Annotated in this window: 15 protein-coding genes, 1 tRNA gene and 2 pseudogenes; 7 read left to right on the top strand and 11 right to left on the bottom strand. The window is 35.4% G+C overall.

The features are described 5' to 3' along the window. Positions 1-83 precede the first annotated feature (83 nt). Complete coding sequence (locus ON07_RS13645) at positions 84-1,199, bottom strand: DUF2914 domain-containing protein (RefSeq protein WP_010232563.1); 1,116 nt, start codon at positions 1,197-1,199, stop codon at positions 84-86. A 144-nt stretch (positions 1,200-1,343) separates the two neighbouring features. Between ON07_RS13645 and ON07_RS17320 the strand changes: the two genes are divergently transcribed. Beyond that, complete coding sequence (locus tag ON07_RS17320; protein WP_237708943.1) at positions 1,344-1,514, top strand: hypothetical protein; 171 nt, start codon at positions 1,344-1,346, stop codon at positions 1,512-1,514. A 313-nt stretch (positions 1,515-1,827) separates the two neighbouring features. On the opposite strand, the gene ON07_RS17315 is transcribed toward ON07_RS17320, so the two are convergent. The 5 genes from ON07_RS17315 to ON07_RS13625 form a co-directional block, all read right to left on the bottom strand. Next, entirely contained in the window at positions 1,828-2,106 is a 279-nt protein-coding gene (locus tag ON07_RS17315) for a hypothetical protein (RefSeq protein ID WP_010232559.1), read from the bottom strand. Between the two features lie 20 nt (positions 2,107-2,126). Beyond that, entirely contained in the window at positions 2,127-2,396 is a 270-nt protein-coding gene (locus ON07_RS17310) for a hypothetical protein (protein WP_010232558.1), read from the bottom strand. Between the two features lie 344 nt (positions 2,397-2,740). After that, positions 2,741-4,120: a DGQHR domain-containing protein gene (locus ON07_RS17305; RefSeq protein ID WP_010232557.1), complete on the bottom strand. Its 1,380-nt coding sequence runs from the start codon at positions 4,118-4,120 to the stop codon at positions 2,741-2,743. A gap of 2 nt (positions 4,121-4,122) precedes the next feature. Next, positions 4,123-4,938 (bottom strand): DNA adenine methylase, encoded by an 816-nt coding sequence (locus ON07_RS13630; protein WP_010232556.1) that lies wholly within the window; start codon positions 4,936-4,938, stop codon positions 4,123-4,125. A 253-nt stretch (positions 4,939-5,191) separates the two neighbouring features. After that, a complete protein-coding gene (locus tag ON07_RS13625) occupies positions 5,192-6,571 on the bottom strand; it encodes a GIY-YIG nuclease family protein (RefSeq protein ID WP_010232555.1) in 1,380 nt (459 codons plus the stop codon). A gap of 6 nt (positions 6,572-6,577) precedes the next feature. On the opposite strand from ON07_RS13625, the gene ON07_RS15690 reads away from it, so the two are divergent. The 4 genes from ON07_RS15690 to ON07_RS13610 all read left to right on the top strand — a co-directional run bounded on the left by ON07_RS15690 (position 6,578) and on the right by ON07_RS13610 (position 10,719). Beyond that, positions 6,578-8,308 carry an ATP-dependent helicase gene (locus ON07_RS15690; protein WP_262486229.1) on the top strand — a complete coding sequence of 577 codons (1,731 nt, stop codon included), beginning with the start codon at positions 6,578-6,580 and terminating at the stop codon, positions 8,306-8,308. After that, on the top strand, positions 8,281-8,613 hold the full coding sequence (locus ON07_RS17495; protein ID WP_262486228.1) for a 3'-5' exonuclease: 333 nt from the start codon (positions 8,281-8,283) through the stop codon (positions 8,611-8,613). The genes ON07_RS15690 and ON07_RS17495 overlap by 28 nt, the downstream gene beginning before the upstream one ends. Positions 8,614-8,733: 120 nt before the next feature. Further along, entirely contained in the window at positions 8,734-9,186 is a 453-nt protein-coding gene (gene aac(6'), locus ON07_RS16075) for an aminoglycoside 6'-N-acetyltransferase (RefSeq protein ID WP_010232554.1), read from the top strand. A gap of 267 nt (positions 9,187-9,453) precedes the next feature. After that, entirely contained in the window at positions 9,454-10,719 is a 1,266-nt protein-coding gene (locus tag ON07_RS13610; protein ID WP_010232552.1) for an MFS transporter, read from the top strand. Positions 10,720-10,786: 67 nt separating this feature from the next. Here the strand turns inward: ON07_RS13610 and ON07_RS17880 are convergent, their stop codons facing one another. The 4 genes and pseudogenes from ON07_RS17880 to ON07_RS15680 form a co-directional block, all read right to left on the bottom strand. Beyond that, positions 10,787-11,053, bottom strand: coding sequence for a hypothetical protein (locus ON07_RS17880; RefSeq protein WP_316928171.1), 267 nt, complete (start codon positions 11,051-11,053; stop codon positions 10,787-10,789). A gap of 47 nt (positions 11,054-11,100) precedes the next feature. Continuing rightward, positions 11,101-11,760, bottom strand: a complete 660-nt coding sequence (locus tag ON07_RS15685; protein ID WP_316928170.1) for an MlaD family protein — start codon at positions 11,758-11,760, stop codon at positions 11,101-11,103. Positions 11,761-11,765: 5 nt separating this feature from the next. Continuing rightward, positions 11,766-12,518 (bottom strand): ABC transporter ATP-binding protein, encoded by a 753-nt coding sequence (locus ON07_RS13600; protein WP_010232550.1) that lies wholly within the window; start codon positions 12,516-12,518, stop codon positions 11,766-11,768. Continuing rightward, positions 12,518-13,301 (bottom strand): annotated as a pseudogene (locus tag ON07_RS15680) (MlaE family ABC transporter permease). Before ON07_RS15680 ends, ON07_RS13600 begins: the two are co-directional and overlap by 1 nt. A 208-nt stretch (positions 13,302-13,509) precedes the next feature. On the opposite strand from ON07_RS15680, the gene ON07_RS13590 reads away from it, so the two are divergent. Further along, positions 13,510-13,743 carry a universal stress protein gene (locus ON07_RS13590; protein WP_010232546.1) on the top strand — a complete coding sequence of 78 codons (234 nt, stop codon included), beginning with the start codon at positions 13,510-13,512 and terminating at the stop codon, positions 13,741-13,743. A 64-nt stretch (positions 13,744-13,807) separates the two neighbouring features. Here ON07_RS13590 and ON07_RS13585 read toward each other — a convergent pair. Continuing rightward, positions 13,808-13,892, bottom strand: a tRNA-Ser gene (locus ON07_RS13585). Positions 13,893-14,155: 263 nt separating this feature from the next. On the opposite strand from ON07_RS13585, the pseudogene ON07_RS15675 reads away from it, so the two are divergent. Further along, positions 14,156-15,179, top strand: a pseudogene (locus ON07_RS15675) (M28 family metallopeptidase). The last annotated feature ends 24 nt before the right edge of the window (positions 15,180-15,203 follow it).

Raw genomic sequence — 15,203 nt, 5'->3', positions numbered from 1 at the left:
TACCGAGGCGAAAGCTCAGGGAAAAAATGTATCGAGAACCGGTTTTGAAATTCACTCGAACTGACGGAGAAGCGAGACAGATTTTAAAATGATTTCTTGACCATTCCTTCTTTATAAGATTCAGAAGTGTTTTTAATCACAAATTCAACAACCCCAAGTACAAGTTCCTCTTCAGTAATTACATCAACTTTCCATTGGCCTTCTTTAAGGTTGGTTTTATAAGTATATCCACGGAAACCTCGATCCCGCCCACCGGCAACTTCAAATCCAAGGTCATCAGTTACTTCCCATTTTCCGGTTTCGGGATTGTATCGTTTCCACCTATGAAAAATGCCCTTTTTTAAATCTGTAGGTGCAAAAACAGAAGTAAACACATAAACTCTTTGATCTGCTTGACGATGAAAATTGATGCTATGTTTACGCCAAAATACATACCATTGATCCTTCTCGTAAGTAACGAGGTATTCGTTATTATTTTTTCGCACATCATGAGCCACCAACCCGGTATCCAGAGCTAGCGGCACTGGTGGAATAAGATTAAAATAGTAAAAAACATTAATGGTTATATAAATAGAAAAGATAATACCCATCAGTTTTTTCAGACTTATCTCAGCTCTTGTACCTGGGCTTGACCTGAAAATAAACCTGATGAGTACCAGCGTAGACCACAAACTTACAAGTCCCGAAATGATAAAAATAAAAGTATTCATTTTCCTGATGAGCGTGGGAATCATAAAGGCGAAAAAGGTAAAACTTATAAAAAAATAAACACTAAACTGAAGGTATTTATTGGAGATCTTCTTTTTAAGAAACTCGTTTGCAAATAAGAGCAGCACCAGCAGTATGAAAAAAACCATGGTTTTTGACATGGACACACTTCTGAAAAAATAGATAACAAAAGCGCTTGAAAGTGCGCCAAAGAAGAACTGCATAGCAAGCGGCAAATATTCGGAATGACGGCTGATAAAGGTACTTTCCCACTTATCATTATTCACTGTATTATATAAATAAAGCGTTATAGAAAGTAAGCACATATGCGAGCAAAGTACCACCGTATCATAAACACGATCTATTCGCCCTAAGGTCAACGTGTCAAAAATAAAACCACCCATAAAAAAAAGAATGGGGGCGTACTTTTGATTGCGAATAAGATACCTTCCAAAAGCACTTTTTCTATATTTTACTAAAACTCTTTTCATATTGCATTGAGTAGCGCCAAATGTAGCATAAAAACTTCATCCGGATATTTACTTTGACTTTAATGCCAGAGAGCTAATGAAAAAAAGAGAAAGGGAATTAATTGTCTATTGCTCATTATTCATTGTTATTTGATGTTTCAAGAAATGAGTGCCTACGTTCTCGATCCTAAATATATTAAGAAAGAGGAGGAAATTATTGGCGCTATGACTCTAGAGCAACACAAGCAGTTGTCTCAAAAATATCTAGATGAGTCAAAAATGGCATATCTGGTAGTTGTTGACGCTGGCTGCAACGCAGTTGGACCAGTTCAGTGAAATGGGGTTTGATGAAGTTAAAGTGCTGGACAAGCAAGGAAACGAAGTTACACTGCCTATTAATTTAGAGAAAGAAGAAATGAAAGATTAATTTAATTATCAATTGAAGTTTCGAACCCACCATTTTTGGTGGGTTTCTTTGTTTAAAGCTTTTACTTTTGATAGATATTGTACTTATATATTAAAACCAGATGTTTCTTAAGATTTGTTGATAATTACCTCCATTTCTTAATGAAACCTCAAATATTCTTAATATCCTTACTCCTTTAAAATTTAAAAATATGACTAGTTAGATGTAGTTTCATTATTTATTTCAATTTTGACTCTTGATTAGCCAATCATAAATATTTTCAACAAAAGAAAATTCTTCTTCTGAAACATAATAATCATGAACAGTCTTATTTCTAATCTTTTCTAAATGAACCATCCATTTTGTTTTATCCTCTTTATTACCAGTTTTCTTATCGCCATCTAATCTCGCATATCCTTTTTCAAAAATAGGTCTCCAATTTTTTAAGGCAATTGAACGATAAGCTATGATTGTAAGACAATCCCAATCTTCTACTTCTTTATCCTCATCTTCAATTTGCATATTTTTTTTCAAAAGCTAAATCATGCGCTTTTTTTTAAAGTGGTAGGAGGAACACCTTTTTTTAACCAACCACTCCCAAATTCATCGATTAACTTTTCCTTGAAATCTTCTTTAAAAAATGTTTCAATCTCCCGTACATATTCGAAGGTTTTTGTATTGTATGCTTTTTCTTCCTTTTTATTATAATCTTCTAAACCAGAAGGATTAAAATCTTTGTGATCTTCAAAAATTACTTGCTGCAGAGTTCTCCAATATTTAGTATCACCAGCAGTTCCATAAGCCTTTCTCAATGCTTTTTCAGTTTCATCGTCTATTTCCTGGAAAAAGACAATTATTGAATCGAGATAAGTTTTACTTTCGTCAAATATTACTTTTGGAGTATTTGTTTTAGTAATTATTCCTTTTTCTAATAAATGATCAACTATATCACTTTGTATTTTAATTATTGCATAAATTCCTTTGTTTATGACAACAATACTATTGGGATCCTCCCAAACATCTGATATGGACTCCTTTAAGTAATTAAATGTATATCTTAGTAATTCGGAAAGCCTATCATAGCAGTCATCTAAATCCCCATTATAAAATGAGCCTAATTCCTCAATTTTATTTTTAGTGACTTTACCAAAAAAAATTACATTTTTTTTAAAGCGTTTTCGAAAGCTTGTTGAGTTATAATCTTACTATCTTCCCCGATAGAAATTTTATCGTATAAGGCAGAATTCCTGCTCTCCCCTAAAAATATTGCAATTCTAGATCGTAAGGCCGTGAGTTGTTCTATGTAACTATCTGATGTCCATAATAAATCGGCATTCAAAGTGTTTCTTAAATTCTTTGAAACAGCCTTTTGATTTTCATTTATTTGCATAAACAATTTCACTTGTTCCGTTCTATTCAAATTTAAAAATGCAACGACTGGTATAGAATTACTGTTTTTATAAATTGAATTAGCATAACCGTAAAGCCTATGCTGCCCGTCGATAATAAAAGCGGATCTATATTTTTTAGGCAAATACAGAAGCCCTATTTTTGAAATACTTGTTTCGCTTTGAGTATTTGCTTTCTTAAATTCTAAATCCTTTTTCTTATCTGAATCAATACTTATGATAATTGAATTCGGAAAATAGCCTTTTTTTTCGTCAATAAATTTATGAACGGACTTGAGTCTTGCCCTCTTTATTATACGCTGATAAGTTGGCATCATATTTACATTAGCCTTATTCCTATGTAAGACATAACCAATTTTCAAAAGCTTTTCCGGTTCAATGGAAAACGAATAATACGTATGTCCACCCATTTTACCTTTAATGGCAGGGATTTCATTATCCATCTCTGGAATTTCTTGGCCAAAAAACAGACCTCCCAATAGCTGATATCTGGTTGCAAGTCCTATCTGTTTCAGCATTTCATAATAGTAATTAATAGCTTCATCATCAAAGTGAATTCCATTAATGCCCTCTAATCGTTCCATATCCTTATCGGATATTGAATAGTTTTCAGTTGCTAAAATAAACTGAAACTTAAGCTTTTCATCAGGAAAAAGTTGGCGTAAAGAAGTTCTCATACCCTGTATTTTACTCTTGTATGCTTCTAATTCCTTTTTAAAATCGCCCTTTTTATTCTTATCTTTTGTAGACTTGCATTCAATAATAATAATTGACTCTTGATCTTTAGCTAAAACATCAATTTGCTGTGTAAGATTTGGATTATTTTTATCGTAAGGTATTTCAAATTTCCTATCCTTATTCATAAATTTAAAGCCTAAGGATGCAAATAATGACCATACTTTGTCCTCAAAAAGAATATCATGACTCTTATCTTTTTTAAGCCTCAGAGTATTGACAAATTCTTTATCTAAAGCCCACCCTTTTTCTGTAAATTTCTCTAGATCAGCAATATTCTTCTTAGAAACACTTTCATTAAAATGGTCTTTTTTACGTTTTCTAAGTTCTTTCGAAATATCGTTTTCAGAAATAATCTTTTTAAATAAACCCAATTTTATTTCTTCTGTCATACTTAAATATTAGTGAAAATATATTCTTCAATTATTCCACGGTTCGAATTATTACCTCCTATTAAGCTTGCTCGATTTTTGACAAATCTTTTATCACCTTTATTAAAAATTTCTTTGACTTTTTCATGAGCTGCATTTGTCAAAATATAATATGCATTGTTTTCTTTAATTAGATCAACATATTCACTAAGGCGATATTGATCGTCTAAAGAGAATAGTTTTTGATTATACTTTATGAATCCATTTTTATTATGAGAAACAGTATAAGGGGGATCCAAAAAAACTAAATCACCTTCATGTATTTGATCTTTATTTACTTCAAAATCACCATGAGTTAAATACGCATTCTGTAATCTATGACTTAATGCATAAATCTTATCTTCCTCTAAAAAATTTTTTGTTCTATTCCCATATGGTACATTGTATTTACCTTTTAAATTAACTCTGTAAATACCATTAAAAGAAGTTTGATTTAAAAAAATAAATCGAGCAGCCTTAGAATATTCTCCGCAACTTTCTTTTTCTCTCAAATAATAATAAAATTCTTTTGAATTCTCGTATGTTTTAAGAATATTAATTATAGCAGATGGATCTTGTTTTACAGCGTTATAGGTCTCAATAAGATCTTTATTTAAATCAGAAAGATATGCATGATTAGAAGGATCAATTGCTAAATACATCGACGCTCCTCCAATAAAAGGTTCATGATAATTATTAAACTTTTCGGGAAGTAAAGTAGAGATATGCTTAACTAACCAATTTTTTCCTCCAGCCCATCTTAAAATTGGACTCGCAGTTACTATATTGTTACTAATCACTTAAACTTTTATTAGATTTTAAATCTAGGTTTTTTTGAATACTATAACTAACGGTTCTACATAAAATTTACCAACTTTATTAACATTCTGCAAGTATAGCTTGAAAACATAGGTTAAGTAAAAGTGATGTGCATTCTGATTAAAATTTATATTTTAACTTTTAAGCATAAAACAACTATGACAATAATTCCGTTAGCCATCGAGAGCGTCCCTAATCCACGATACTCGCGTTAAGTAAGAACATACCCCAACTCTAAACATAAAGAACATCCTTCTCCCTAACTAACTTTGCCAAGGAACTCACAATCCTGGTGGTATCGTAATTGTTTTTCTGCCTAACCAGATGCCCTAAAATGTCGTTGTAATTGGAGATAGGCTGTGATCTTTCTATATAGCCATAACCTTCATAGATCCCGTTAAGCTCGTATACAAAAGCATCTTCCAGCTCGTTTCGGCCTTTTAGCTTATAGATCTTTCTGGTGGTTTTTCTTCGAAAAGCATCAAAAGCAATCTGAAATCTTTTATTGTATTCCTCTACCCCTTCTCCCCCGGCACATACGCAGGCCAGCCATCTTTTAGTAACATTGCTGCAGGGGCCTTTCACGGTCTCCAGCGCGCAGTGTTTCCTGCACAACTTATTTTCTTCACAAAAATCTTTTAAGGCTGCAACTACAGAGCTTCTATTAAAATATTTCTCGGGCAAGCTGTCTTCATATTCCTTTCTGGTGATCTTGATCTTTGCAATCCCCTTTGCGGTACTCGCCAAGGTGATGATATAAGGATCTGGGGTTTTGATTTGTTGGGAATTATAAAGGGGTTTTAAGCTTTTAATATTATCAGATTCCGCCAGCTGCGCAATAATGTCGTTTCCGGTATACTCCACAGCTATATCCTCCACCTGGGAATAATCGATATTACTTTGTTTTTCAGCATTGGAAAAATGACTTTGTAAGCGTTTCCTTATATTTTTCGCCTTGCCCACATAGATCACTTCTTCCCTGGCATTCAGAAAAAAATACACTCCCGGGCTTCGGCTATATTTTGACAACTCATAGCTTTGAAGTTTTAAATGGGTAGCCTTATAATCTTCCAATTGCTCGCTTTGCTGAGAGGTTACATTTGCCATCGCCTTCAGAAAAATTTCAGCAAATGAGATACTCCTGGGTAAATATTCCGCAGAGATCGCCTCTTCTAAGGCTTCTAAATTCCTGCTCCTTTTACTTCCGGAAGGCCATAAAATTGTAGGCTTCAGATTAAAATTATAGCCAATATTTCTAAACTGCGCTTTCAGTAAATTAAACTGCTCTTTTTCGCTAAAAAGTAATTGTTGCTCCCTAAATAAATCGATCAACTCATCTGCAACATTGCAGAATGCTTCCGCAGCCAAAAGTGCTAACCTATCCAAACCATTCAGAAAATACAACTTTTTAGGAATAGTGACTTCAGGCCTTATAGGAAACTCCATAAATTTCTGAGGGAAGTCTTCAGAAAAAAGCATTATCCTATAAGGAACTTTGGTCTTTGCGCCCAGGGGTATAGTTTGAATATAGATAGCGATCATGGCGTCAAAAATAGGAAATATTCCGTAAATTGGAAAAATTCCTACTTTCCTAATAATTATTATCTTTACCAAAAAAAAGTGGAGAACCATATTCTTAACGAGAAGCAGAAAAAAGCCGTTGAATTTAGCGGGAAGCATCTATTGGTTCTTGCAGGTGCGGGAACAGGGAAAACCAGATGTATTGTGGGGAGAGCAGCCTATTTAATAGATCAGGGCACTCCTCCTGAAAAGATCCAGATCCTTACGTTCACCAAAAGATCTGCCAACGAAATTGTGGAGCGGGTAAAATCTTCCTTATCTACTAATCAGGCGCAAAGCCTTAATGGCTCTACCTTTCATTCCTGGTGCAATCAGTTAATAGTGCGCTATCCTAATTTATTTGGCGCTTCCAATTACACCGTGATAGACCCCGATGACCAGCTGAGTGTGATGAAGATGGTATGCGGAGATCAGGTAATTGAGTATAAAGGGATTCGCATAAAACCTCAGCAATTAATAGATATCTATTCTTACGGAAGAAATACCCGGCAAAATCTTTCTAACTCCATTCGCGAGAAGATTTATAAGGGTAAGACCGATGAGGAAACGAATGACGAAATAGACATTATTAGGCCGAAAGTGGAAGTGCTGTTAAAAGCTTATCAGGCTAAAAAAGGGGATGGCCGCTATCTGGATTATGATGATCTTTTGCTGCTGGTGGCTAATAGATTGAGAAATGATGCCGAGGCGCGAAACATTCTTGCGCAGCAGGTGAAGCATTTATTAATAGATGAATTCCAGGATACCAACCCCCTGCAATGGTATTTACTCGAGCCTTTCTTAGAAATTGCTAAATTTTATTGTGTGGGAGACGATGCCCAGTCTATTTATTCTTTTAGGGGTGCCGATTATAAGAATGTGCATTTGTTTAAGGAACGGGTACCGGGATCGGAGGTTTTGATCTTAGACAATAATTATAGATCTACTCAGGAAATATTGAACTTTTCTAATTGGCTTATTGCTGAATCCAGTTTAGATTATAAGAAGAAATTAATTGCCAGCCGAGGGGACGGAATGAAGCCGAAACTTATAAATGTTGCGAGCCAATGGGAGGAGGCGAATTTTATTGCTGAAAACATCCTCCAGAACTTCACTGAAAATAACAAGAATTTTATAGATCATTTAATCCTGTCTAAATCTACCTATTACACCAAACCGTTGCAGGCTGTGTTTATTCAGAAGAAAATCCCTTATGTGACTTATGGCGGAAGAAAGTTTATGGAAGCGGCGCATATTAAAGATGTGATCTCTGCCCTGCGGGTGGTGAACAATGTATATGATGAAATTGGCTGGATGCGGTTCCTGACTTTTTGGGATGGGATTGGCGAAATTAAGGCGGGGAAATACATTTCTAAGATCCTGGAATTTAAAGATCCGCTGGAATGCGCTCAGAATCTGGAAGATGCTATTGGAGGGCCAGATGGGGAGAAGATCGCAGATATTTATAACACCATCTTTATAAATTCGGGGAACGTGAAGAAAGCGCTGCAGGAAACCTATTCTAAAATGGAATTCACCTTAGCTTTTAAATACCGAAAGGATTGGGAGGAGAAACGAAAATCTGATTTCCCGGTGCTGGAAATGCTGGGCGATAACTACTCCTCTATCGGTCAGTTAATTTCTGAAGGGATCCTGGAAAATGCGAAGCAGTTAAATGGGGAGCCTGTATTGGAGGGTTCTCAGTTGAATGATAGCGAGATTAAAGATCATGTGATCATTTCCACGGTGCATTCGGCTAAAGCTTGGAGGCCGATGTGTGTTATGTGCTGAATGTTTCTCCTAAGGTGTACCCGAGTGCATGGAACCTGCATAGTGAAGAAAGTATCGAGGAAGACAGGCGCGTGCTCTATGTTGCTTTAACCAGAGCCAAGAATGAGTTAATCATTACCCGCGATACCAATTCTATCAACACGGTGAATACCGCTGAAAGTTCGGAGCTTTCTTCGAAGTATTTCCTGGAGAAATTACCCGAGCAGCTGGTGGAGCAGGTGATCAATCCGTTTTCTTTTGTGAAACCCAGGGACATTTTGACTCCCAATAAGATCGATCTTTCTACAGGTATGGATTTTTCGTAAGTATCTTTTACCTATAGTTTTAGTTTTGCTGAATGCTTCTCGTAACCTGTAGATTTGTGAATTAATATGTTGAGTGGATTTTAGTAATGAGTAACTTTAGTTTCTAGCTGAAAAACAAACATGAAATCACAAATAACTTATAGAAATGCTGAAGAGGTTGATTTCCCTGCACTTCTGAAAATGGGAGAACAACTTTGGACTAAGATCAAGAAAGATGAACTGACAACTCATTTACGCAACGCTTGTAATGCTGAAAACAAAAAGGTCATTCTTGCACTTACTCCGGAAGGAGAAGCAATTGGATTTTCAGTATTTTCCATTCGCACCGATTATGTAGAAGGCGCCACCACCTCTCCCACCGGCTATTTGGAAGGGATATTTATTGAAGCTGAATTCCGAAGGCTGGGCATCGCCAAAAACTTCATTCAGCAAGGAGAAGCATGGTGCAAAGAAAAGGGCTGCACCCAGTTAGGATCTGACACCTGGCTCACCGCCACCGAATCCCGAAATTTTCATAAAAGGATTGGCTTTTGGGAAGAAGATGAATTGGTGCATTTTTTAAAGGATATTTGAGGTGGAGTTGTTTTTGTGATTGCTTCTTCGGGATTTTCTAGATGCTATTACAATTAGAAGTAGTTTTTTTTTTAAAATCTTCGGCTGGTATCCAACAAATTGGATTCAAGGAATATAACTTCATCCAATTCTCTTTCTTTATTAACTTTCATGTGCCCAGATGGAAATAAGGTTCAAACCAACAACTTTATGCTATCCTAGCCAAAAACCATTGTAAAGTGCTATTTTTAGGCAAGAATTTAAATTCTTAGTTTCAAAATTTAGTCAATGATTCCAAAAAAAGCCCCATGGTACTTTCTCTTATTACTTATATTGGCAGGAGAGTCGGTATTTATTCTTCCCTTCGTCCTTTCCCGAGTATTTAGACCTACCGTGCTTGAATTGTTCTCTCTGGACAATCTTCAGTTAGGCTTATGTTTCTCAGTTTATGGGATAGTAGCATTGTTATCTTATCTATTTGGAGGGCCCTTAGCAGATAAGTTTCCTCCACGAAAATTGATTGCAACGGCATTATGGATGACTGCTCTAGGAGGATTGGTATATGCTACATTTCCAAGTTATAACGTATTGAAAATACTATATGGATATTGGGGTTTTACCACCATATTTTTATTCTGGGCTCCAATGATCAAAGCCACTCGGGTCTGGGGTGGATCGAATTCACAGGGTAAGGCATTTGGCTTTTTGGATGGCGGACGTGGACTTGTGGGAGCGCTATTTGGAGCATTAGGTGTAATTATTTTTTCCATCTTTATTACTTCAGAGATCTCTGAGGTTAAAATTTCTGAAAGCAGGGCAGCATTCAAGCAGGTCATCTTAGTTTCGTCTGGGATTGTAGTGGTGGTGGGAATATTGGTATGGTTCTTCATGAAATTAGACCCAAAAACTGAAAAAGAGATCATCTTAGAAAAAATAACGATCCGGCAAATCAAAGAAGTAATGCGATTGCCTTCTGTATGGCTATTGATGATTATAATTTTATGTGCCTATGTAGGATACAAAATTACCGATGTATTTTCGCTGTATGCCAAGGATGTAATGCGCTATGATCAAGTTCAATCGGCACAAGTAGGTACTTTTTTGTTATTTATTAGACCTGTAATAGGTGTCCTCATTGGGGTATTGGCAGATCGCACCCGCCCCACTTATTGGTTAGTTATAAGCTTTTTGATTTCATTTTTTGGGGCTTTATTATTTGCTTTAGATGTGATTTCAGATTCGGAAACGGCGTTGTTTTTTATTTCCATATTGGTTGTGGCTACGGGAGTGTATGCCGCACGTTCTTTATACTTTGCGGTGATGGAGAGCGGACAAATCCCTTTGGTACTTACAGGAACTGCCGTTGGGCTAATTTCGATAGTTGGTTATACTCCAGATATATTCGCAGGACCCGCAATGGGTTATCTTTTAGATAATTCGCCTGGTAAAGTGGGGCATCAACACGTGTTTTGGATGTTGGCTTTATTTTCCTTAATAGGTGGTGTCGCTGCTTATTATTATTTCCGATTATATCGAAAAAAGAAACAGATTTAAGAGCGTTTTTTAGCAAGAAGTGTCCTTTCAATTAGACCTTAGCTTTTAAGTTTGGAATTAATTATTTTTACTTTCTCGCTTTTTTTTGTCTCTCCAATTTTCTGAAATACCCTCTAAATAAAAAGTTGTGTTTTAAGGCTTCCATATTTTGGTTTAATTTATAGGTTGATTCTTTTATGTAAAACATGGTGGAGTCAATATCTTTTACCAATTGCTCATCTGATGTCAGATAATTTAGCGCACCTTCAGCATTTTTTATTTCAGAAATTATTCCATCTAAGTTTTTAGTCACCTCATTAATATCATTGCTAGATTGCTCTAAATTATTGAACACTGTTTTCAATTGTTGCCCGGTAAGCGTATCATTAAGAAGTATACCTGCTACACTTTCATCATATCCACCTTGGCAATTAATTTATTTAATTTATACATGGTATTAGAGGTGCTCTCAATGGTAGTTCTAAGGTTATCTATGGTTTCTTTAATATTTCCAGCCATCGTAGTATCTGCTATTAAAACTCCAAGTGTTCCTTTGCCCTCAATAATTTTATTGGTGATTTTTAATAGATCTGCTGTAAGTAGTGCTGCATTTTCATTGGTAACATTTAGGGTAGATAGCATATCGTCGGTTCCAATTTTACTATACGTAACAATGGTATCACCGGAAGTCACAAAAGAAGCTTCCCCTTTACCGGGTAGAATATTCACAACCATACTACCTACCAAGCCATCGGAACCAATGGTAGCAATCGCATTTTTTCGAATAAAACCGGCTGTTTTTTCTTCTATCATCATCTCTACAATGATTTCTGATTCGCCAAGCATTTCAATTTTACCTACCGTTCCTACATTAATTCCAGAATAGCGCACATTATTACCTAGTTGTAATCCGTTCACATTTTCGAAAACTGCATAGATCTGAATGTTTTTACTGAATAAATGTTGACGATTTCCAATAAAATATAAAGCTGCGATAAGTAGCAATGTACCAACCACTACAAATATCCCTAGTCTTATTTTTTGGGAAGCTGACTTGTCCATACTTTTTAATTTTTAAAAAATGCCTGTACTTTTGGATCATTAGAGACTATTAATTCCTCGTAAGTGCCTTCTGCATAATTGATCCCGTCTACCAATAGGATCATTCTATTAGAAATTACTCTTGCACAATCCACATCATGCGTAATTATTAAGGAAGAGGTATTATAAGTGTCCTGAATGCTTCGCATGAGCTGTATAATTTCCTTCGCTGTTATAGGATCCAATCCGGTTGTTGGTTCATCATATAAAATTATTTTTGGTTTCAAAATAAGTGCTCTTGCTAAAGCTACTCGCCTTTGCATTCCTCCCGAAAGTTCTGCCGGCATAAGATCTATAGCGTGAGCCAACCCCACATTATTTAAAGCTTCTAAAACCAGAGTTTCTGTATGATCATTTAATCCGAGTTGTTTTTTATGTCGTCTTAATGGAAATTCCAAGTTTTCTCTTACCGTCATAGAATCGTATAAGGCACTTCCCTGAAACAAAAAACCAATCTCTGTTCGTAAAATGTCGAGTTCCTTCTGGCCCAACTTCGTAATATCATGATCTTTAATTTTAATACTACCTCTGTCTGCCTGCATTAATCCAACAAGACATTTTATCATTACCGATTTTCCTGAACCGGATTTTCCCATAACTACCAGATTTTCACCTTTATACAATTTCAAATTAAATCCATTCAACACATGATTTTCACCAAAGCTTTTATACAAGTTATTAAGCTCTAACACAGGTGCTATGTTGTTTTCAAATTCCATTAGATCTCGAAAAATATATCGGTTATAAATACTGCAATAAAATCTATGATAAACAAGAGCATAGATGAATAAACTACCGCTGCATTGGACGCCTCTCCTACTCCTACAGTTCCTTTAGAGCAATAATAGCCTTTATAACAGCCTATCAAGCCGATTGCAAATCCGAAAAAAAAAGGACTTAATAGTGGCAGGTATAATATCCCCATACGTAATGGCATTAAAAACCTCATTAAAATATAAAAGATAGGAGACCTCTCCTTTTAAATTTTCTACCAGCGCCGATCCTAATAAAGCTATGGCATCTCCAATTATTATAAGAAGTGGTAACATTAATGTTGTGGCAACTATTCTTGTAACCACGAGAAATTTAAATGGGTTGGTGCCGGACACTTCCATAGCATCAATTTGTTCTGTAACTCTCATAGATCCCAATTCTGCACCAATCCCGGAACCAATTCTACCAGCGCAAATAAGCGCGATAATAACTGGTCCAATTTCACGAACTATAGCAATACTTACCATAGATGGCATCCAAGATTCAGCCCCAAATTCCATAAGGGTAGGTCTGGATTGTAAGGTAAAAACCAAACCTAAAATAAAACCTGTCACCCCTACAAGCAATAAAGATCTATTACCCATATTAAAACATTGGTGCAATAATTCTTTGAATTCAAAAGGTGGCTTAAATAACTCCCGGAAGAATCGGGCAGTGAAATAAGAGATATCACCAACTTCAGCAAAGAAAACTTTTAGGTTATCTACAAAGGTTTTTTCTCTCCCCATAAAATATAGTTATATCATATCAAATATAGCGGGGGATGGCGCGAATAAAAATGATATAAATCATGTCAAGAAACGGCACATAGCTTTGTGTATTGGGTGATCTATAAAAAGAGAAAGTGTGTTATTAAGTCTCTCTTTACATGAGCATTATCATTTTATTTTAAGAAGCGGAAAGCTAGATTAGTAGTTAGTATTAAATCTCGCAATTATGAATAAAACACTTATTCCTACTGATTTTTCAGCAAATGCAATAAATGTGATAAAATATGCTTTAGAATTTTTTAAACATGAAAAAAGCAACTTTTACATACTGCATACTTTCGCAGATGAAGTATATCATAAACACACGAAACTAACCAGAGCATTATTTGAAGAATTTAAAGCTGTTGTAAAAAAGAAATCTGACCAGCAGTTGGAAGAAACTTTAATATTATTAAAATAAATTTAACTCATCTAGCACCCATAAAAACGAAGCCCCGTAAACATTGCGTTTACGGGGCTTTTCGCGGAGAATGAGGGATTCGAACCCCCGGAGGTGTGACCCTCAACAGTTTTCAAGACTGCCGCATTCGACCACTCTGCCAATTCTCCAGTGTGTCTCATCAAGTATTCCTTGATTGCGGGTGCAAATATAATGAGCTTTTTTTTAAATAATGAAATATTTTATTCCTTTTTTCTATATTTTTTATTTCGAAAGAAATCTATCCTGTGACCTGCCTTACAATCAGAATAGTAAGTATTTAAATCTAATTACAAATCATCCCTATAAGTATTAGCATTTATTTATAAATAGGAATCTGCTAATTATTTCCATTTCCCTTATCTTGCGGCAACTTATTAAATTAATAACCTTTATGAAAAATATATTTTTAGGCGCAATCGCCTTTACTCTTCTAAGTTGTGGCGCGCAACAGCCAAAAATGATCGAAGATGTAAACCCTATGAATTATGCCAATAGCATCACTTCAAAAGAATTAAAAGAACATCTTTATATTTTTGCTAGCGACGATTTTGAAGGTCGCGAAACGGGTGAGCCGGGACAAAAGAAAGCTGCAGAGTACCTTAAAAAGGAATATAAATCTTTAGAAATAGTTTCTCCAATTGGTGGAGATGATTATTACCAAGAAGTTCCTTCTTCTATGTTTAGAGGCGACGTGAAAAATTCAGAAAACGTTTTAGCATACATCCCTGGAAGTGAAAAGCCAAATGAAATTTTAGTTATCTCGTCTCATTACGATCACGTTGGAATGGATGATAAAGGAAATGTTTTTAACGGAGCAGATGACGATGGATCTGGAACAGTTGCCATCCTAGAAATAGCAGAAGCCTTTGCAAAAGCTAGAAAAGATGGATTTGCTCCAAAACGTTCAATTTTGTTCTTGAATGTTACCGGTGAAGAAAAGGGATTGATCGGTTCTAAATATTACACCGAAAATCCTGTTTTTGCGTTGTCTCAAACTGTTGCTAATCTAAATATAGATATGATTGGTAGAACAGATGATGCGCATAAAAAAAAATGATAATTACGTATATCTTATCGGAAGTGATAAGCTGAGTACCGAACTTCATGAGTTAAGTGAAGCTGTAAACGCTAAGTACACAAAATTAGATTTGGACTATACTTATAATGATGAGAACGATCCAAACCGTTTTTATTACAGAAGTGATCATTACAACTTCGCTAAAAATGATATTCCAATTATCTTCTATTTTAATGGGGTTCATGCCGACTACCATAAAATAACTGATACTCCGGATAAAATTAGATATGACCTTTTAGAAAAGCGTGCTCGTTTAGTGTTTTTAACTGCATGGGAAATTGCAAACAGAGCTGAACGTCCTGTAGTAGACAAAGGGGCAAAAGCTTCTTCTAAGTAAAACATTTTAATCTTAATAAAAAAA

This window comes from Gillisia marina (assembly GCF_000258765.1).
Classification (GTDB): domain Bacteria; phylum Bacteroidota; class Bacteroidia; order Flavobacteriales; family Flavobacteriaceae; genus Gillisia; species Gillisia marina.
Note: the sequence above shows the minus strand (reverse complement) of the source record. Positions and strands in the feature narration are given on the sequence as shown.